This window comes from Nocardia sputi, assembly GCF_023501985.1.
In genome coordinates this window covers 58,284-76,475 of record NZ_JAMFLC010000019.1, presented here as the reverse complement: position 1 = coordinate 76,475, position 18,192 = coordinate 58,284, and the positions used below count along the sequence as shown (strand labels likewise).

General features: G+C 69.1%; 17 protein-coding genes. 13 read left to right on the top strand and 4 right to left on the bottom strand.

Annotated elements, in window-relative coordinates:
- Positions 1–230: 230 nt before the first annotated feature.
- Entirely contained in the window at positions 231–3,182 is a 2,952-nt protein-coding gene (uvrA, locus tag M8859_RS24285; RefSeq protein ID WP_195071658.1) for an excinuclease ABC subunit UvrA, read from the top strand.
- Between the two features lie 55 nt (positions 3,183–3,237).
- Here uvrA and M8859_RS24280 read toward each other — a convergent pair whose 3' ends face one another.
- From M8859_RS24280 to M8859_RS24270, 3 genes are all read right to left on the bottom strand, one after another.
- Positions 3,238–3,948 (bottom strand): alpha/beta fold hydrolase, encoded by a 711-nt coding sequence (locus M8859_RS24280; RefSeq protein WP_159923895.1) that lies wholly within the window; start codon positions 3,946–3,948, stop codon positions 3,238–3,240.
- A gap of 122 nt (positions 3,949–4,070) precedes the next feature.
- Complete coding sequence (locus M8859_RS24275) at positions 4,071–4,412, bottom strand: DUF1844 domain-containing protein (protein WP_159923897.1); 342 nt, start codon at positions 4,410–4,412, stop codon at positions 4,071–4,073.
- Between the two features lie 4 nt (positions 4,413–4,416).
- Positions 4,417–4,944, bottom strand: coding sequence for a DinB family protein (locus M8859_RS24270; RefSeq protein WP_159923899.1), 528 nt, complete (start codon positions 4,942–4,944; stop codon positions 4,417–4,419).
- A 336-nt stretch (positions 4,945–5,280) separates the two neighbouring features.
- Here M8859_RS24270 and infC point away from each other — a divergent pair, with 336 nt between their 5' ends.
- From infC to M8859_RS24225, 9 genes are all read left to right on the top strand, one after another.
- Entirely contained in the window at positions 5,281–5,946 is a 666-nt protein-coding gene (infC, locus tag M8859_RS24265) for a translation initiation factor IF-3 (RefSeq protein WP_159924044.1), read from the top strand.
- 58 nt (positions 5,947–6,004) lie between these two features.
- Positions 6,005–6,199: a 50S ribosomal protein L35 gene (gene rpmI, locus M8859_RS24260; RefSeq protein ID WP_043689645.1), complete on the top strand. Its 195-nt coding sequence runs from the start codon at positions 6,005–6,007 to the stop codon at positions 6,197–6,199.
- Between the two features lie 109 nt (positions 6,200–6,308).
- Positions 6,309–6,689, top strand: a complete 381-nt coding sequence (gene rplT, locus M8859_RS24255; RefSeq protein WP_039797323.1) for a 50S ribosomal protein L20 — start codon at positions 6,309–6,311, stop codon at positions 6,687–6,689.
- Between the two features lie 40 nt (positions 6,690–6,729).
- Positions 6,730–7,527: a TrmH family RNA methyltransferase gene (locus M8859_RS24250; protein ID WP_159923901.1), complete on the top strand. Its 798-nt coding sequence runs from the start codon at positions 6,730–6,732 to the stop codon at positions 7,525–7,527.
- 463 nt (positions 7,528–7,990) lie between these two features.
- On the top strand, positions 7,991–9,052 hold the full coding sequence (pheS, locus tag M8859_RS24245) for a phenylalanine--tRNA ligase subunit alpha (RefSeq protein ID WP_195071656.1): 1,062 nt from the start codon (positions 7,991–7,993) through the stop codon (positions 9,050–9,052).
- A 33-nt stretch (positions 9,053–9,085) separates the two neighbouring features.
- Positions 9,086–11,593 (top strand): phenylalanine--tRNA ligase subunit beta, encoded by a 2,508-nt coding sequence (gene pheT / locus M8859_RS24240; RefSeq protein ID WP_249644869.1) that lies wholly within the window; start codon positions 9,086–9,088, stop codon positions 11,591–11,593.
- 123 nt (positions 11,594–11,716) lie between these two features.
- Positions 11,717–12,484, top strand: coding sequence for an alpha/beta hydrolase (locus M8859_RS24235; protein WP_159924046.1), 768 nt, complete (start codon positions 11,717–11,719; stop codon positions 12,482–12,484).
- A 39-nt stretch (positions 12,485–12,523) separates the two neighbouring features.
- Complete coding sequence (locus M8859_RS24230; RefSeq protein WP_249644868.1) at positions 12,524–13,042, top strand: PspA/IM30 family protein; 519 nt, start codon at positions 12,524–12,526, stop codon at positions 13,040–13,042.
- A 45-nt stretch (positions 13,043–13,087) separates the two neighbouring features.
- Entirely contained in the window at positions 13,088–14,113 is a 1,026-nt protein-coding gene (locus M8859_RS24225; RefSeq protein ID WP_159923907.1) for a hypothetical protein, read from the top strand.
- Positions 14,114–14,132: 19 nt separating this feature from the next.
- Here the strand turns inward: M8859_RS24225 and M8859_RS24220 are convergent, their stop codons facing one another.
- Positions 14,133–14,633, bottom strand: a complete 501-nt coding sequence (locus M8859_RS24220; RefSeq protein ID WP_159923909.1) for a DUF3558 domain-containing protein — start codon at positions 14,631–14,633, stop codon at positions 14,133–14,135.
- A gap of 435 nt (positions 14,634–15,068) precedes the next feature.
- Between M8859_RS24220 and M8859_RS24215 the strand changes: the two genes are divergently transcribed.
- From M8859_RS24215 to M8859_RS24205, 3 genes are read left to right on the top strand one after another with little or no spacing between them, the layout of a single operon-like run.
- Positions 15,069–17,429, top strand: coding sequence for a sensor histidine kinase (locus M8859_RS24215; RefSeq protein WP_249644867.1), 2,361 nt, complete (start codon positions 15,069–15,071; stop codon positions 17,427–17,429).
- Positions 17,426–17,854, top strand: a complete 429-nt coding sequence (locus tag M8859_RS24210) for a roadblock/LC7 domain-containing protein (RefSeq protein WP_223517047.1) — start codon at positions 17,426–17,428, stop codon at positions 17,852–17,854. The genes M8859_RS24215 and M8859_RS24210 overlap by 4 nt, the downstream gene beginning before the upstream one ends.
- Entirely contained in the window at positions 17,851–18,192 is a 342-nt protein-coding gene (locus tag M8859_RS24205) for a DUF742 domain-containing protein (protein WP_159923911.1), read from the top strand. The genes M8859_RS24210 and M8859_RS24205 overlap by 4 nt, the downstream gene beginning before the upstream one ends.

Sequence of the window (18,192 nt, the reverse complement as noted above, 5' to 3'; positions counted from 1 at the left end):
GCGGCCGGGGGAATGGCGAGCGCAGTCGCACTGTTGACCAGGGATGCCGGGAGGGCGATGCTACGGAGGCGTCCTGGCCTGTTTCCCGGCTCGATCACGTAACGTCCGGCCGCCGGGTTCCCGCCATTCGTCGAGGTGACGGGCGGTCCGCGAAACTTGTCGGTGCTCATGCCTAGCATGGCGGCCGGGGGTATGTCCGGACGTCGAACACGAAGGAGAAGGGACGACCTGTGGCGGAACGCCTCACTGTGCGCGGAGCTCGGGAGCACAACCTCAAAGGTGTCGATCTCGACCTGCCCCGCGACAGCCTCATCGTGTTCACCGGTCTGTCCGGCTCCGGTAAGTCGAGTCTGGCCTTCGACACGATCTTCGCGGAGGGGCAGCGGCGCTATGTCGAGTCGCTCTCGGCGTACGCGCGGCAGTTCCTCGGCCAGATGGACAAGCCCGACGTCGACTTCATCGAAGGTCTGTCGCCCGCGGTGTCCATCGACCAGAAGTCGACCAACCGCAATCCACGCTCGACCGTGGGCACCATCACCGAGGTCTACGACTACCTGCGGCTGCTGTACGCGCGGGCGGGCACGCCGCACTGCCCCGTGTGCGGCGAGCTGATCGCCAAGCAGACGCCGCAGCAGATCGTGGACCAGGTGCTGGCCATGGAGGAGGGCATCCGCTTCCAGGTGCTTGCCCCGGTCGTGCGCACCCGCAAGGGCGAGTTCGTCGACCTGTTCGACCAGCTGAACACGCAGGGTTACTCCCGCGTGCGGGTCGACGGCGTGGTGTATCCGCTCACCGATCCGCCGAAGCTGAAGAAGCAGGAGAAGCACGACGTCGAGGTCGTGGTCGACCGGCTGGCGGTGAAGCCGAATTCCAAGCAGCGCCTGACCGATTCGATCGAGACCGCGCTGCGGCTGGCCGACGGCATCGTGGTGCTCGACTTCGTGGATCGCGACGAGCACGCGCACGACCGGGAGCGCCGCTTCTCCGAGCGTCTCGCCTGCCCGAACGGCCATCCACTGGATATCGAGGACCTCGAGCCGCGTTCGTTCTCGTTCAACTCGCCCTACGGCGCCTGCCCGGACTGCACCGGCCTGGGCATCCGCAAGGAGGTCGACCCGGAACTGGTGGTGCCCGATCCGGCGCTGAGCCTGAACGACGGCGCCATCGCGCCGTGGTCGCGTGGCCAGACCGCCGAGTACTTCACCAGGCTGCTGTCCGGTCTCGCCGATGCGATCGGTTTCTCCATGGACACCCCGTGGCAGGATCTGCCGCCGAAGGCGCGCAAGGCGGTGCTGGAAGGCAGCGCCGACCAGGTGCACGTGTCCTACACCAACCGCTACGGGCGCAAGCGGTCGTACTACGCGGACTTCGAGGGCGTGATGCCGTTCCTGCAGCGGCGCATGGAGAACACCGAGTCCGAGCAGATGAAAGAGCACTACGACGGGTACATGCGCGACATACCGTGCCCGGTGTGCAACGGCGCTCGGCTGCGCCCGGAGATCCTCGCCGTCACCATCGCCGCGAACGGCGACAAGAAGTCCATCGCCGACGTCAGCGATCTGTCCATCGGCGAGTGCTCCGCGTTCCTCAATTCGCTGACCTTGGGCGAGCGCGAGGCCGCCATCGCCGGGCAGGTGCTCAAGGAGGTGCAGGCGCGGCTGGGCTTCCTGTTGGACGTCGGCCTCGAGTACCTGACACTGTCCCGCGCGGCCGCCACGCTCTCCGGCGGCGAGGCGCAGCGGATCCGGCTCGCCACCCAGATCGGCTCCGGCCTGGTCGGCGTGCTCTACGTGCTCGACGAGCCGTCCATCGGCCTGCACCAGCGGGACAATCGCAGGCTCATCGAAACCCTCACTCGGCTACGCAATCTCGGCAACACGTTGATCGTGGTCGAGCACGACGAGGACACCATCCGTGCTTCGGACTGGGTGGTCGACATCGGCCCGTTCGCCGGCGAGCACGGCGGCACCGTGGTGCACAGCGGGCCCTACGAAGAACTGCTCACCGACCCCAACTCGCTCACCGGGGCGTATCTGTCGGGCCGGGAGCGGATCGAAGTGCCGCTGGTGCGCCGTCCGGTCAGCAAGAAGCGGCAACTCACCGTCGTCGGGGCCAGCGAGCACAACCTCAAGGGCATCGATGTGGCCTTCCCGCTCGGGGTGCTCACCGCCGTGACGGGCGTCTCCGGGTCGGGCAAGTCGACTCTGGTGAACGACATCCTCGCGACGGTGCTGGCGAACCGGCTCAACGGCGCGCGGCAGGTGCCCGGCAGGCACACCCGGGTCAACGGGCTCGACCACCTGGACAAGCTGGTGCAGGTGGACCAGTCGCCCATCGGCCGTACCCCGCGATCGAATCCGGCGACCTACACCGGCGTCTTCGACAAGATCCGCACGTTGTTCGCGGCCACCACCGAGGCCAAGGTGCGCGGGTACCAGCCGGGCCGGTTCTCGTTCAACGTCAAGGGCGGTCGCTGCGAAGCCTGCTCCGGTGACGGCACGCTGAAGATCGAGATGAACTTCCTGCCGGATGTCTACGTTCCGTGCGAGGTCTGCCACGGCGCCCGCTACAACCGGGAAACCCTCGAGGTGCACTACAAGGGCAAGACCATCGCCGAGGTGCTGGACATGTCCATCGAGGAGGCCGCCGAATTCTTCGAGCCGGTCACCTCGATCCACCGCTACCTCAAGACCTTGGTGGACGTCGGGCTCGGCTATGTGCGTCTCGGCCAGAGCGCTCCGACCCTCTCCGGTGGCGAGGCCCAGCGGGTGAAGCTCGCCGCCGAGCTGCAGAAGCGGTCCACCGGCCGCACCGTGTACATCCTCGACGAGCCGACCACCGGTCTGCACTTCGAGGACATCCGCAAGCTGCTCAACGTCATCAACGGCTTGGTGGACAAGGGCAACACCGTGATCGTCATCGAGCACAACCTGGACGTCGTCAAGACTTCCGACTGGGTTATCGACATGGGGCCCGAAGGCGGCTCCGGCGGCGGCACCGTGGTCGCGCAGGGCACCCCGGAGGAGATCGCGGCCGTCGCGGACAGTTACACCGGCCAGTTCCTGAAAGAGGTCCTGAATCCGTCGCCAGCGCCGCGGAACGCCGAGAAGAAGGCTCCGGCGAAGAAGGCGGCGGCGAAGGCCACCAGGCGGGCGGTGAAGAAGACCGCGGCGGTCGGCTGACCCGTCGTCCGTGCGGCGCGGTCCGGATTCGTCCGGGGCCGCGCCGTTTTCGTCGTCAGCGGTTGGCGATGGTGTGGATCAGTTCGGCGAGTTCCTTCGGCTTGGACCACATCGGCCAGTGGCCCGTCGGCAGGTCGACGTACTCGGCGTCGATTCGGGCCAGTTCGGCGAAAATGGGGGCTTCACCGTTGTCTCGCAGCTTCTCGACCATCTCGGCGGTCATGCTGCTGCAGATCACGGTGGTCGGGACCGCGAGCCGCGCGGCCGAATCGCTCAACCGCAGCGGTGCGGCCGCGACGGATACCGGCTCCGACACGGCGCGTTCGCGGAAGCGCGCCAGCGCGGCTTCGTCCAGGCCCGTCAAGCTGCTGCCCTCGGCCTCCAGTTCGGACCATTCCGGCAGGACCCATTCGCGCGCGGCGACGTCCAGCGCGGAGTTGATGACGAAGCCGTTCGGCAGCGGCGCGCTGTCGACGTAGATCGCCCGCCGGAACAACTCGGGGGCGCGGTCGATGGCGAGATAGGCGGGCGCCGCGCCGCCGGAGTGCGCGACGAGCACGACGGTCTCGCCCGCGGGCACCGCGTCGATGATGGCCTGTGCCTGGGACTCCAGGGTGGCCGACAACCGATCGGAGTCCGCGGCATCCAGGCCCGGCAATGTGAGCGCCTGTACTTCGTTGCCACGCCGGCGCAGATCGGGTGCGACCTCGTCCCACGCCCATGCACCGAGCCAGAATCCGGGAGCGAGAAGAATCCGAGTAGCCATGGGCTCACTGTGCCCTAATCGTTGGGAAATTTCCTAACCATCGTTGTCGCCATATGTGTTTCGTTCACAATTCCGGCCGCGCTCGGAAGTATCGGTGGGCTGGTGCCCCGAGGACGTCTTCGTCAGTAGACCGGGCCGGTGTACTTCTCGCCCGGACCTTTACCCGGCTCGTCGGGATGCGCGGAGGACTCGCGGAAGGCGCGTTGCAGTGACTGCAACCCCTCGCGGATCGGTCCGGCGTGCGGGCCGAGGTACTCCACCGACGCGGTGACGAGTCCGGCCAGCGCGGTGATCACGCGGCGCGCCTCGTCCAGGTCACGGCGCGGGCTGTTGTCCGGGTCCTCGTCGGCCAACCCGAGCTTCTCCGCCGCCGAGCTCATCAGCATCACGGCGGCGCGGCTGATCACCTCGACCGCGGGGATATCGGCCAGTTCGCGTACGGAGGCGTCGAGCTCGTCAGTCATGCCTTCAGGCTAGCGACGCCGCGCGAAGCATCCGGAGGTGGCCGATCTCCGTGACGTTCTTCATCAACTCCGCGTTCACCCAGGCCGCCAGGTGCGCGATGCTCAGCCCGGCATCGGCGGGCCAGGGGTAGGCGGACGGGCGGTCCAGGTCGGCCTCGGTGAACCCGCCGAGCACGCGCACCCACTCGGTGTGCAGATCACGCAGGCAGGCGATGGCCGCGGCGCCGTCGCCGGGCCAGTGCACGTCCTCCCGCGCGGGCGGGGTGAGACCCTCGACGTGGTCGATGGCCGTGCCCCACCACCAGCCGATGTGCCAGGTGAGCCACCCGATCGTCGGAACGGGCACGGGGTCGGGTTCGCTGTCGGCCCAGTCCGGCCGCCACACGCCGTCGGCGCCGGGGCGTACCGTCCAGGTGAGTTCGGCGGGTTCCCAGAGGAAATCCTCGGGCCGCAGCGCGTCGAAATGGATCCCGGCGAGCGACCAGGTCAGGTCGAATTGCCATCGAAGCAGGTCACGGCGTGATGTGAGCACCGGGGGAGGGTGGCACGCGGGTGCGGGCCGGGCAAGGCATTTTCGACCCGATTCGGCGATAGCCGAACGGAATGTTAGACTTTCCGCCGACGACCGCCCCGGGCTTGCCTCGGGGCTGATAAGTGGAGCCCGACTCCCACCGTTGCCGACGAGTCATCGTACGGTCCAGCGGTCCGGTCATCCGCCCGAGAGGGCGGGTTTCTCGTGCCGGAGTTCTCATGGAGAACCCGAATCACGAGGGTCGACGCGAGTTCGCTCGTGGTCGGCGATCGGTCGACATCGGGCCCCGTGCGGAATACCGCACCGGGGCCTTCGTGTTGAACAGGGGTTGCAGTTATTGCGCGCGGTCGTCCGACGACACCGCTTGACCTAGGAGGCCCCATCAGCACTGAGACCCGCATCAACGATCGCATCCGAGTTCCCGAGGTCCGGCTCATCGGACCTGGCGGCGAGCAGGTTGGGATCGTGCGTGTTGAAGATGCACTACGCGTCGCCCTCGAAGCCGACCTCGATCTGGTCGAGGTGGCACCCGATGCCCGTCCGCCGGTCTGCAAGATCATGGACTACGGCAAGTTCAAGTACGAGACGGCGCAGAAGGCGCGCGAGTCTCGGAAGAACCAGCAGCAGACGGTGATCAAGGAGCAGAAGCTCCGCCCGAAGATCGACGACCACGACTACGAGACCAAGAAGCGCAATGTCGTTCGCTTCCTCGAGGCCGGGTCCAAGGTCAAGGTCACGATCATGTTCCGGGGACGCGAGCAGTCCCGGCCCGAACTCGGCTTCCGGCTGCTGCAGCGGCTGGCATCCGACGTCGCCGAACTGGGTTTCGTGGAAACCTCGGCCAAGCAGGACGGTCGCAACATGACCATGGTCCTCGCCCCCCACAAAGGTGCGAAGACCCGGGTGAAGGCGCAGCAGGAGTCGGGTCCGCGCCCGGCGCCCAGTGCCGCCCCGGCCGGTCAGCCCGCTGCGGAGCAGGCCGAGACGGCCGGCCCGCAGTAACACCGATCAGAACACCGGCGACCCGCCCCGGCCGCCGGGACGACAGATAGAGGAATCCATGCCGAAGATGAAGACGCACAGCGGCGCCTCGAAGCGATTCAAGGTGTCCGGCAAAGGCAAGCTGCTTCGCCAGCAGGCGAACCGTCGCCACCTGTTCGAGCACAAGCCCACCCGCCGGACTCGTCGTCTGGACGGCGTGGAAGTAGTCGCCCCCGCCGACGTCCGTCGCGTGAAGAAGCTTCTCGGTATCTGATCGCGCCCGGCGCGGACCGACAAGCACACCGCGACCGGAGCAACTCCGTCGCCACCCCGACCCATTTCCGGGCGCTGCCCCGCGCCCCCAGATCGAACAGGACTGACCAGTGGCACGCGTCAAAAGGGCCGTCAACGCTCAGAAGAAGCGCCGTTCCATCCTCGAGGCCTCCAAGGGCTACCGCGGCCAGCGCTCGCGGCTGTACCGCAAGGCCAAGGAGCAGCAGCTGCACTCGCTCACCTACGCCTACCGGGACCGCCGGGCGCGCAAGGGTGACTTCCGCAAGCTGTGGATCGCGCGCATCAACGCCGCCGCGCGGATCAACGACATCACCTACAACCGCTTCATCCAGGGCCTGAAGGCCGCCGGTGTGGAGGTGGACCGCAAGATCCTCGCCGAGCTCGCGGTGTCGGACGCCGAGGCGTTCGCCGGGCTCGTCGCGGTCGCGAAGGCCGCCCTGCCGCAGGACGTCAACGCGCCGGCTGCCTGAGCCGCATCCGTTGGCACACGGACAACTCTCGGAACGACCCGTGGAAGCGCTCAGCGAGCGCAATCCACGGGTCGTTTCCGCTGTCAAGCTGCAGCGCGGCGCACAGCGTCGGAAAGCGGGACGATTCCTCGCCGAAGGCGCCAACGCCGTCGCGGCAGCGCTGGAGACCGCGCGCGTCCACGAACTGTTCTATTCGAAAGCCGCCGCCGAACGCGACCACGCGCTGATCGCGGAGGCGGCCGCGACGGGCGTGCGCACCACGCTGGTCAGCGATCGAGCGGCGCAGCATCTCGGTGAAACGGTGACGGCGCCGGGATTGGTGGCGGTCTGCGATCTGCTCGACGTGCCCCTTTCCCGAATCCTCGACTCGGCGCCGCGAATGCTGGCCGTTCCGGTCGAGATGGCCGAGCCGGGGAACGCGGGCACGCTCGTGCGGGTCGCCGATGCCGTGGGCGCCGACGGCGTGGTGCTGGCGGGCGACACCGTCGATCCGCACAACGGCAAGTGCGTGCGCGCCAGCGCGGGCAGCATCTTCCACGTGCCGATCGCACGGCACCGCGATGTCGGCGAGACGCTGGATGCGATCGCCGCGGCGGGCATCACCATCCTGGCGACCGCGGCGAACGGCGAGGTCGATCTCGACGACGCGGACGAGTTGTTCACCGGCCCGGTGGCCTGGTTGTTCGGCAACGAGGCGCACGGGTTGGACCCGGCCGTCGCCCGGCGCGCCGACCACCGCATCCGCATTCCGATCCGCGGCCGCGCCGAGAGCCTGAATCTGGCGACGGCCGCCGCGATCTGCCTCTACGCGAACTCGCGCGTCCGCTACTGTGTTTGATCTGCCACCTGCGGCGCGACGTGTTGGCGGCTCCCTTGTGGCTCGTGTCCGAGCGGCCGCCGCTTGCTCCTTCGTCATGTACGCGGCGGCCACTCGGACGCGAGCCGGGCCGCGAGCGGACAATGGTCGGTCTCGCTGCGCTCGAGACCGCGGGTTGGGCTAGGGGTGCGCTGTGCACCCGGCGGGCGCATCGGCGATCCGGACCATGCAGCCCACCTGCGGTCCGGGTGCCGAGACCTCGGTCGCAACGCGCAACCGGCGACCTCGCCGATCCGCCCGCGCGCTGGTGCCCGCAGGCCGCGGATGGGCAGATCGGCACAGACTGAACAGACCGCTCGGTCCGCGTTAGCGGGTAATCCGCGTGAATCGCCACCGAGGTATCGAATACGATTCGACCAGCAGCAATGCGGGATGGCGATCAGCCGTGCCCGCGGACCGATCCCGAGGGGAGAGACGGAGCATCGTGGCCGACGACATCGAGGCAGTCGAGCAGAGCGCAGCGCTGACCGAGGAGGCACTGGCCGCGGCCGCGGCGGCCGCCGAGAAGGCGTTCGCCGCTGCCGCCGACCTGGATGCGCTCGCGGTCGCGAAAACCGAGCACCTCGGCGGCAAGGCGCCGCTGGCCCTGGCGCAGCGTGCGTTGGGCAGCCTGCCCAAGACGGAGAAGGCCGACGCGGGCAAACGGGTCAACGTCGCCAGGGCCAGGGTGTCGGAGGCGTTCGAGGCCCGCCGCGTCACGTTGCTGGCCGAGCGCGATGCCGCCGTACTGGTCGCCGAGACCATCGACGTGACGCTGCCCGCCCGCCGCACGGCCGTCGGCGCCCGGCACCCGATCACGGTCATCTCCGAGCAGATCGCCGACGTGTTCGTCGCGATGGGCTGGGAGGTCGCCGAAGGCCCCGAGGTGGAGACCGAGCACTTCAACTTCGACGCGCTGAACTTCCTGCCCGACCATCCCGCCCGCACCATGCAGGACACCTTCCACATCGCGCCGGAGGGCTCGCGTCAGGTGCTGCGCACGCACACCTCTCCGGTGCAGGTGCGCTCGATGCTGGAGCGGGACGTGCCGATCTATGTGGTCTGCCCGGGCCGCACCTTCCGCACCGACGAGCTGGACGCCACGCACACCCCGGTGTTCTCACAGGTCGAGGGCTTGGCGGTGGACAAGGGCCTGACCATGGCGCATCTGCGCGGCACGCTGGACGCGTTCGCGAGGGCATTGTTCGGGCCGCAGACCCGCACCCGCATGCGCCCCAACTACTTTCCGTTCACCGAGCCCTCCGCCGAGGTCGACGTGTGGTTCCCCGACAAGAAGGGCGGCGCGGGATGGGTCGAATGGGGCGGCTGCGGCATGGTGAACCCGAAGGTGCTGATCGCCAGCGGGATCGATCCCGAGGTGTACAGCGGGTTCGCGTTCGGCATGGGCCTGGAGCGGACGCTGCAGTTCCGCAACGGCATCCCGGACATGCGCGACATCGTCGAAGGCGACGTGCGTTTCACGCTGCCCTTCGGCATCCGGTCCTGACCTCACCCTTCGATCGAGAGAGCGAAACGTCAAGTGCGAGTAGCGCAGTCCTGGCTGACCGACATCATCCAGCGCACCACCCCGGAGTGGTCGGTGACGCCGGAGGAGCTCGACGCGGGATTCGTCCGGGTCGGGCTCGAAGTCGAAGAGGTCGACAAGCTCCAGCGGGTCGCGGGCCCGGAGGGCGGCGAGGCGCCGCTGGTGGTCGGCCGGGTCGCCGAGATCGCCGAGCTGACCGAGTTCAAAAAGCCGATCCGCTTCTGCAAGGTGGACATCGGCAAGCCCGAACTGCAGGAGATCATCTGCGGCGCGAGTAATTTCGAGGTCGGTGACCTCGTGGTCGTGGTGCTGCCCGGCGGCGTACTGCCCGGCGGATTCCAGATCACCTCGCGCAAGACCTACGGCCACGTCTCCAACGGGATGATCTGCTCGGTCGCCGAACTCGGCATCGGCAAAGACCATTCCGGCATATTGGTGCTGGAACCGGGCACCGCCGAGCCGGGCACCGACGCCAACGCACTGCTCGGTCTGGACGACACCGTCATCGAGCTGAACATCACCCCCGACCGCGGTTACTGCTTCTCGGTGCGCGGCTTGGCGCGCGAACTGGCGTGCGGTTTCGATCTCGAGTACGCCGACCCGGCGGTGCGGACCCTGCCCGACCACGAGCAGCAAGCCTGGTCGATCCAGGTCGAGCCGGACTCCCGGTGCACCCGTTTCGCGGCGCGCCGGGTCACCGGCGTCGACCCGAAGGCGGTCAGCCCCTGGTGGTTGCAGCGCAGGCTGTTGCTGTCGGGCGTGCGCCCGATCTCGCCCGCGGTGGACGTCACCAACTACGTCATGCTGGAACTCGGGCAGCCGCTACACGCTTTCGACGCGGACAAGTTGTCCGGCGGGTTGGTGGTCCGCACCGCGAACCAGGGCGAGAAGTTGCGGACCTTGGACGACGTGGAGCGGGCGCTCGACGCCGAGGACGTGGTGATCGCCGACGATTCCGGCGTCATCTCGCTTGCCGGTGTGATGGGCGGGGCGAGCACCGAGGTCGGTGCGGAGAGCACCGACATCCTGCTCGAAGCGGCCACCTGGAATCCGCTGCTGATCTACCGGACCGCGCGCAGGCACAAGCTGGTGTCCGAGGCCGGTAAGCGCTACGAGCGGGTCGTCGATCCGGAGATCAACGTCGCCGCGCTCGATCGGGCCGCCACCCTGCTCGCCGAAATCGCCGGTGGCACCGTCGAACCCGTGCTGACCGACGTCCGGGTGCCGGTGGCGGCTCGCGAGCCCATCCGCATCGACATCGACTTGGCCGACCGCGTCGCTGGCGTCATCTACCCCACCGGGACCTCGGCGCGCCGCCTCGCGCAGATCGGCTGCGTTGTCGAGGTCGGCGTCAGCGACAGCGGACACGGTCAGCTGGTCGTGACGCCGCCGAGTTGGCGGCCCGATCTGGCCCAGCCCGCCGACCTGGTGGAGGAGGTGCTGCGCTTGGAGGGGCTCGAGCAGATCCCCTCCGTGCTGCCCGCCGCACCGGCCGGGCGCGGGCTCACCCCGGCCCAGCGCCGCCGCCGCGCCGTTAGCCGTGCGCTGGCGTTCGCCGGTGCCGTGGAGGTTCCGCCGCCGGCGTTCCTGCCCGCCGGGGTGTTCGACATCTGGGGCCTGGATGCCGACGACCGGCGTCGCGCCACCACCAAGGTGCTGAACCCACTCGACGTGGAGCGTTCCGAATTGGCCACCACGCTGCTGCCCGGCCTGTTCGAGGTGGCCGCCCGCAACATCTCGCGGGGCGCGCGTGATCTGGCCATCTACGGCATCGCGCAAGTCGTGCTGCCCGGAGCGAAGACCAAGGCGGTCGAACCGCTGCCGGTGGACCGCCGCCCCACCGACGACGAGATCGCCGAGTTGGTCGAATCGCTGCCCGAGCAGCCGGTGCACGTGGCCGCCGTCCTGACCGGTCGCCGCGAGCCGCGCGGGCCGTGGGGGCCGGGCCGTCCGGTGGAGGCCGCCGACGCCTTCGCCCTGGCCGACGCCGTCGGCGACGCGGCGGGTGTGACGATCGAGCGCCGTCCGGCGGCTCATCTGCCCTGGCACCCCGGACGCTGCGCCGAGCTGGTGGTCGACGGAACTGTCGTCGGCCACGCGGGTGAACTGCACCCAGCCGTGCTGGAACGTTCCGGTCTGCCGCCGCGCACCTGCGCCGTCGAGCTCGACCTCGACGCGTTGCCGCTGCGGGAAACTCGGCCGGTTCCGACGGTGTCGCCGTTCCCTGCGGTGCTCCAGGACGTCTCGGTGAGCGTCGAGAAGTCGATTCCGGCCGCGTCCGTCCAAGCCGCGCTGCGCACCGGCGGTGGCGAGTTGCTGGAGGACATCGCGCTGTTCGACGTGTACGAGGGCGCTCAGGCGGGCGAGGGACGTAAGTCGCTCACCTACGCCCTGCGTTTCCGGGCCCCCGACCGGACCCTCACCGAAGACGAGGCGAGTGCGGCGCGGGACGCGGCGGTCGCGGCGGCGGCCCAGGCCGTCGGTGCGGTGCTGCGCGGCTGACCGCCTGCTTTCCCGACCGACGAGACCGTGCGGCAGGTGTGACCCGCACGGTCTTCTCGCCCGGCTTGTTCTCCCACCACCCGCCTGATGCCGCCCCGCTTCCGCAGGAGTAAGAACGTGGACATGCGACATCCGGCTCGTCCGATCCTGAACGCGCTGACCTACCTGCCGGAGCGGATGGTGCTGCAGACCCCGGCGCTGCTCGGCATGGACTACACCGAGCTGTCCATGCCGACTTCGGACGGGGAAACCGTGCACGGCTGGTGGATGCCCGCCCGGCATTCGGCCGGACACATCCTGTTCGCGCACGGCAACGCGGGCAACATCGGTGACCGGGTGCCGATCTTCGCCTTGCTCACCGAGGCCGGGTTCGACGTGCTGGCCTTCGACTACCGCGGGTACGGACGCAGCACCGGGAAACCGACCGAGCACGGCACCTACCTGGACGCACATGCCGCGCGCCGGGCGCTGCTGGCGCAACCGGGCGTCGATCCGAGCCGCGTGCTGTATCTGGGCAAGTCCCTCGGGGGTGGCGTCGTGCTCGAGCTGGCGCAGCACCATCCGCCGGCCGGGGTGATGCTGATGTCCACCTTCAGCGGTCTTCGCGACGCGGCTCGCTCGGTGTATCCCTTCCTGCCGGCACCGCTGGTCCCGAACGCCTATCCGAACGAACGCCGTATTCGCTCGCTGCGCGCTCCGGTCCTGATCATGCACGGCGACCAGGACGAATTGCTGCCGCTGCGGCACGCGCAACGGCTCTACGCCGCGGCGCCGCAGCCGAAGCGGCTGGTCGTCTTTCCCGGCGCGGGGCACAACGACCTGATCCTCGTCGGCGGTTCGATGTGGTACGACCTCGTGCGCGATTGGGCGGGCGCGCTCGTGCGGTCGTGAACGGCGCGTGGTCCGGTCCCGGCTGCGTAGCCTGGCGGTATGAGTGACAACAGCGATATCGCTAGCCGGTTGGCCGGGCTGCCCGACAGGGAACTGGCAGGTGTGCTGCTGGTCGCGACGGCCGGGCGCCCGGGGTTCGGTGCGGTTCACGCGGCGCTGGTCGGGTTGGTGGAGACCGGTGAGGTAGGAGCCGCCTCGGATGTGACTCCTACCACCCCAGCCGGAACCACCCCGGCTCCTGGGTCGCTGCCGGAGGTATCCGGCCAGGTCGGCGGCCCTTCCGCGGTACCAGCGGTACCGGTACCGCTGCCCGGTACGCCGCCGCCCGCCACGAGCGGCGGGTATTCGGCCACCGGCGTTCCTACCTTCGAGTCAGTTCGCGATAAGGTCGAGCAGCGCTATGGCACCGCGCAGGGGATGGGTGAACTCGACCGGCAGACTCCCGCGGGCCGCAGTGTGGACGAACAATGGCAGGCACGCGAGAAGGCCGCGCGCGAGCGCTTGGACCGGATACGGAAGTCGGTGCACGGCGACGACGCCGACCCACAGCAGCCGTGATCCGGGCCGGCCGTGCCGGACGACGACTGTGATGGGTGGAATTCGATGAGCGAGCCGCGTGAGATCGCCGAACGGCTACTGGACGCCCAGGTGGAATTCCTGCTCGCGGAAGTGACCGGTGAGCGCTTCGCGGAGGTGGTCGCACGCGACACCGAGGCCGTGCTCGCGGTCGCCGACACACTCGTCTTCCGGGACGTCGTCGAGATCGGCCAGGCCAAGCAGACCGTCCGCACCATCGTCGAGCTGATCGGCGGGAGTCCGGTGATCGCGGACATGGTCGGTGTGTTCGCCGACTCCATCTACGACCATATCGCCGCCAACCACGACTACACGCTCGGCGAGGTGGTCGACCGCGAGCCGGTCGAGGCGCTGCTGGAGAAGATCTTCGGCATGCATCAGGCGCAGGAGCGCATTCTGGACCGGCTCACCGAGAGCCCGCTGGTGGCCACGGTCGCGTCGAAGTTCGTCGACAAGCTCATCAACGATTTCATGCAGGCCAATCGGGAGCGTGCCGAGAAGATCCCGGGCGTCTCCTCGCTGATGTCGCTCGGCCAGTCCGCGGCCAATCGCGCCAAGAAGGTCGCCGCCGACAGCACGTTCGTCGGCGATCTGGCGGGCAAGGGCGCGCTGTTCGCGCTCAAGCGCACCAACAACGCCATCCGCGAGATGCTGCGCGACGCGCCGGTGCACGACGCCGCGATGGAGTTCTGGGACCTGCACGCCGACGAACCGGTCAGCGGGCTGCGCCGGTACCTGACCCAGAAGGACCTCAACGAACTCGTGCTGCTGTGCTACGAGATCGCCGTCACCACCCGCGAGAAGGAGTACTTCGGCCTGCTCCTGGACGAGTGCGTGGAGGTGTTCTTCACCAAGTACGGCGATTACACCCTGGCGGCCATGCTGCCCGAACTCGGGCTCACCGGTGACGACATCGTCGCAGAGATCCTGCGCTACGGACCGGCGGTCATCGAGGGCGCGAAGCGGGATGGCGTCCTCGCCGGGCTGATCCGTGAGCGCCTGGCTCCCTTCTACAGCTCCGACGAGGTGCTCGGCATCCTGGGCTCTGTCTGATCTCCAGCGGCGCGCTGCGCTACCTCGGCAGTGCGGGGACGATCGCTTCGCCGATGCTCGCCAGGCGATCGCAGGGATTCTGGTCCGCGGACTTGTTGACCAGTGTCAGTTGCAGCAATCCCTGGCGAGCGGGGAACAGCACATCGCACATCTGGTCTCTGGCGGCGTCGTCGACTCGGAACTGGCGTCCGGGTCGTCCGGCGATGGTGACTTCCTGGAAGTCGACATTGCCCGGTTTCCGCTCGAACTCGGCCACGGACGCGCTGTTGGAGAACACCCCGAGGGTGAAGTCCGCGCCCTTCCATCCGCAGATCTCCCAGCCGGGCTGCTTCGCCCCGCCGACGCCGACCTGCTTGCTCGCCGGATCGAGTCCGGCGCTCGTCAGCGCGGTGTCGGGGATGCCCGTGCAGGGATCGAACAACTGGGTGGCCGTGCCAGCGGCCTGCGTGGTGGTCGTCGCCGGTGACCCGCCGGACTCGTCGCCGCAGGCGGCAGATCCGAACGCAAGTGCTATTGCCAAGGGAATCAACGTAATTCGGTGCGCCATCCAGCCCTCTTGCCCTCCGATGTATCGCGCCGGACTGTATCAGAATCGCGCCGAGGGGTTTCGGGGCGGGCGAACGCGGGTAACACGCAGCCTGACTCGGCGTCTACCCCCTCCGGGTGGAGGCCGGATTCGTCGCGCCCGGTAACCCCTCGTTGCCAGTGTGTTTAGAAGTCCGCACAGTGTCCGGTTTGCCCGAATTTCGCGTTGACACCGGGAAGGCCCTGTGAAAGTTTGCCCCTGATTTCCGTGTCCTCGTCGTGCAGCGGTCACGGCGGCCGATCGGAGGAGCAGAGGGTGGTGCGGTCACGTCGACGACCGGAATTATCCGGCGGCACACGGTTATCCACGCCCGGCCGATGGCAGGGGGCGGGCAGCGGAATCGTCCGCCCCCGCACCATTCGCGGACAGTTGGCTCGAATCCTCGTCGTCCCTTTGGTACTGGTGCTCACGCTGCTGGGCGCGATGGTCGCGCGGGAGGTCGACGCGTACCGCGGGAGCCGGGACACGGCGGCTGCGGTATCGCTGGCGCTGGCGGTGCAGAAACTGGTGCACGAGACGCAGCGCGAGCGCGGCCTGACCAACGGACTGCTCGGCGGCGACGGGCGATTGCTCCAGCCCGTCGCCGACCAGCGCGGCGCGGTCGACCGTGCGCTGCGCGAGCTGCGGCGTGCGATGACGGACAACCCGCCCGGCGCGGAACCGGTGCGCGCGGCCGCCCGGCCGCTGACCGACCTGGACGCGACCCGCGCCCGGATCGATGAGCGGCGAACGGCCCGTCACGCGGCCTTCCAGTACTACACCGACGCCATCGACGCGCTGAACCACTTGTCCCTCGGTCTGGACCAGGCCGCCGATCCGGCGGTCCGGCACGGTCTGCAAGCGTTGTACGCGCTGGGTGAAGCCAAGGAGCAGACGGCGCGGGAACGCGGCTTCCTGAACGGCGTCTTCGCCGCCGGCGCTTTCGGGCCGGGTGAGTACGTGCAGTTCCTCGACATCCGGGCGGCCAAGCTGGCCGCTCTGGCCGCGTTCGCCCGCTATGCCACCGCGGCTCAGCAGGCGCGGTTGGACGCCGTGCTGGACAGCGACAGCGCGGTCCGGACCGCGGAGTCGGAGAACATCGCGATCGCCTCGAGCGCCGGACCGCTGGTGCGTCCGGTCGACCCGATCACCTGGTGGGCCGGGATGACCGGGGTCATCGATGAGCAGCGCACCGTGCAGCAGGCGGTCGGCGCCGACATCGGCTCGCGCGCGGAGGTGTTGCGCCGCAACGCCGCCTCGATCCTGGGCGCGTTCGTGCTCGCCGCGCTGGCGGCGATCGCGGTGGAAGTGGCGCTGGTCGTCTCCGCGGTGCGCGCCATCGTCCGGCCTTTGGCCATGCTGGCCGCGGACGCCGACGACGTATCGAGCCGGCGGCTGCCCGACGTGATCGCGGCCTGGCGCACCGGCGACGACACCCGCCCGCCGGACCCACCCGCACCGGTGCGGACACCGGCGGGTGCGAGTGTCGAGATCGCCGCCGTGGCAGGAGCTTTGGATCGGGTGCAGTCCACCGCCTTCGACCTCGCGTCGGAGCAGGCGCTGGTGCGCCGCAACACCACGGAGTCGATGGTCGGCCTGGCCCGCCGCAGCCAGAATCTCGTGCGCCGCCAGCTCGGTCTGATCAGCGAATTCGAGCGGGAGGAGCTCGATCCCAAGGCGCTGTCGAACCTGTTCGAACTCGACCATCTCGCCACCCGACTGCGCCGCAACGCCGAGAGTCTGCTCGTGCTGGTCGGCGAGGCCAGCCCGCGCCGCTGGGCCGAACCCATCCCGCTCAGCGACGTCATCCGCGCGGGCCTGTCCGAGGTGGACGACTACCGCAGAGTGGTGCTGCGCCGGATGGACGAGGTGCTCGTCACGGGCGCGGCGGCCAGCGAGCTGGCACACATGCTCGCGGAGCTGATCGAGAACGGACTCGCCTTTTCCCCACCGGATCTCGAGGTCGAGATCTACGGGCGCGCCGGGCCGAACGGATATCTGCTCGCGGTGGTCGACCACGGCGTCGGCATGCCCGCCGAGCACTTGGCACAGGCCAACGCACGACTGCGCAGCGAACAGGATTTCGTGGTCGCGCCGACCCGCCATCTGGGCCACTACGTCGTCGGCAGGCTCGCCGAGCGGCTCGGCATCGAGGTCGACCTGAGCGCCTCGCCGGTGAGCGGCATCGTCGCGCGTCTGACGCTGCCGTCGGCCATGCTCGAAACCGGACAGGTACAGCGCGACGACCCGAGCGAGCCCGCGCCACGCGTCGCTGCGCTCCCGATCGGTTCGAGTTCGCCGAGACCGCGTCCGTCCGTTGCCGAAGCGACCGTGGCTCGCGCACCGGCTCGATCCAGGACGAACGCCGGGTCGTCGGCGCAGACCCAGCTCGTCGCACCGCGAACGGAACCGGTGGCTGCGCCGTGCGTCGCGGCCCTCGACTCGAGCAGCCCGGCAGCGGGTTCCGAATCCGTGCTGCGGCACACCAAGAACGGCTTGGTCAAACGCAACAAAAAGGCCCGCGCTGCCGCTACCGGTCCACCGCCCGGCACGGTGCCGCGATCGGAGCCCGCACCCGCGGTCGAGCGCTCACCCGAGGAGATCCGCGGCATGCTGTCCGCCTTCCGATCGGGCTATCAGCGTGGCGCGCCCGGAAGGCACGCCGCCACCCCGCACGACGACGTCATCCGCGCCGCCGATACGGCGCACGAATTCCAGCCCGCCGCCACCATGGCAGAGGAGATCCGGTGACCACCCACATACCGAGCGCCGACCCGCACACATTCAATTGGATGCTGGCCAACTTCGTCCGGGAGACCGACGGTGTACGCGAGGCGGTCGCGGTCTCCTCGGACGGCCTGCTCATCGCCATGTCCGACGGCCTGGACCGCATCTCCGCCGACCGGCTCGCCGCCATGGTGTCCGGGCTGGTCGGGCTCGCCCGAAGCGCCTCGCGCAGTTACGCCTTCGACGGGCTGAAGCTGATCATGATCGAGATGAAGCGCGGCTTCCTGCTCGTCTCCGCCCTGGGCGACGGCAGCTGCCTCGGCGTGATCGCCGACAGCGGTTGTGACGTCGGTCTGGTGGGGTACGAGATGGCGGTGCTCGCCGAGCGCGCCGGCGCGCTGCTGGATCCAGCGCTCATCGCCGAACTCCGCGAGACGCTGCGGCGATGAGACGGGAATCCACCGCCGACGAGCGATTCGTGCGTCCCTTCGTGGTCACCGCCGGACGCACCACGCCACTGCTGGAGGGGCTGCGCATCGAGACGTTGGTGCGGGCCGAGCCCGCCGCGCTGTCCGCTCCGCTGCGCTTCGAGCAGCACACCCTGGTCCGGCTGTGCCAGCAGCCGCACTCCATCGCCGAAATCGGCACCGCGCTGCGGGTTCCGATCGGGGTGGCCAAGGTCGTCGTCAGTGACCTGGCCGCCGCCGGACACGTGACCGTACGCGCCGCCGACCAGCTCACCGCCGCTGCCATCGAGAGGATCAGGGACCTTGTCCGGGCACTCTGA

What these genes read in the sequence shown, in the direction of transcription:
- M8859_RS24205 (WP_159923911.1), top strand. Translation starts at nt 17,851, where the DNA reads ATGAGACGGGAATCCACCGCCGACGAGCGATTCGTGCGTCCCTTCGTG.
- M8859_RS24280 (WP_159923895.1), bottom strand. Translation starts at nt 3,948, where the DNA reads ATGGCTACTCGGATTCTTCTCGCTCCCGGATTCTGGCTCGGTGCATGG.
- M8859_RS24235 (WP_159924046.1), top strand. Translation starts at nt 11,717, where the DNA reads ATGCGACATCCGGCTCGTCCGATCCTGAACGCGCTGACCTACCTGCCG.
- M8859_RS24230 (WP_249644868.1), top strand. Translation starts at nt 12,524, where the DNA reads ATGAGTGACAACAGCGATATCGCTAGCCGGTTGGCCGGGCTGCCCGAC.
- M8859_RS24225 (WP_159923907.1), top strand. Translation starts at nt 13,088, where the DNA reads ATGAGCGAGCCGCGTGAGATCGCCGAACGGCTACTGGACGCCCAGGTG.
- rpmI (WP_043689645.1), top strand. Translation starts at nt 6,005, where the DNA reads ATGCCGAAGATGAAGACGCACAGCGGCGCCTCGAAGCGATTCAAGGTG.
- M8859_RS24275 (WP_159923897.1), bottom strand. Translation starts at nt 4,412, where the DNA reads ATGACTGACGAGCTCGACGCCTCCGTACGCGAACTGGCCGATATCCCC.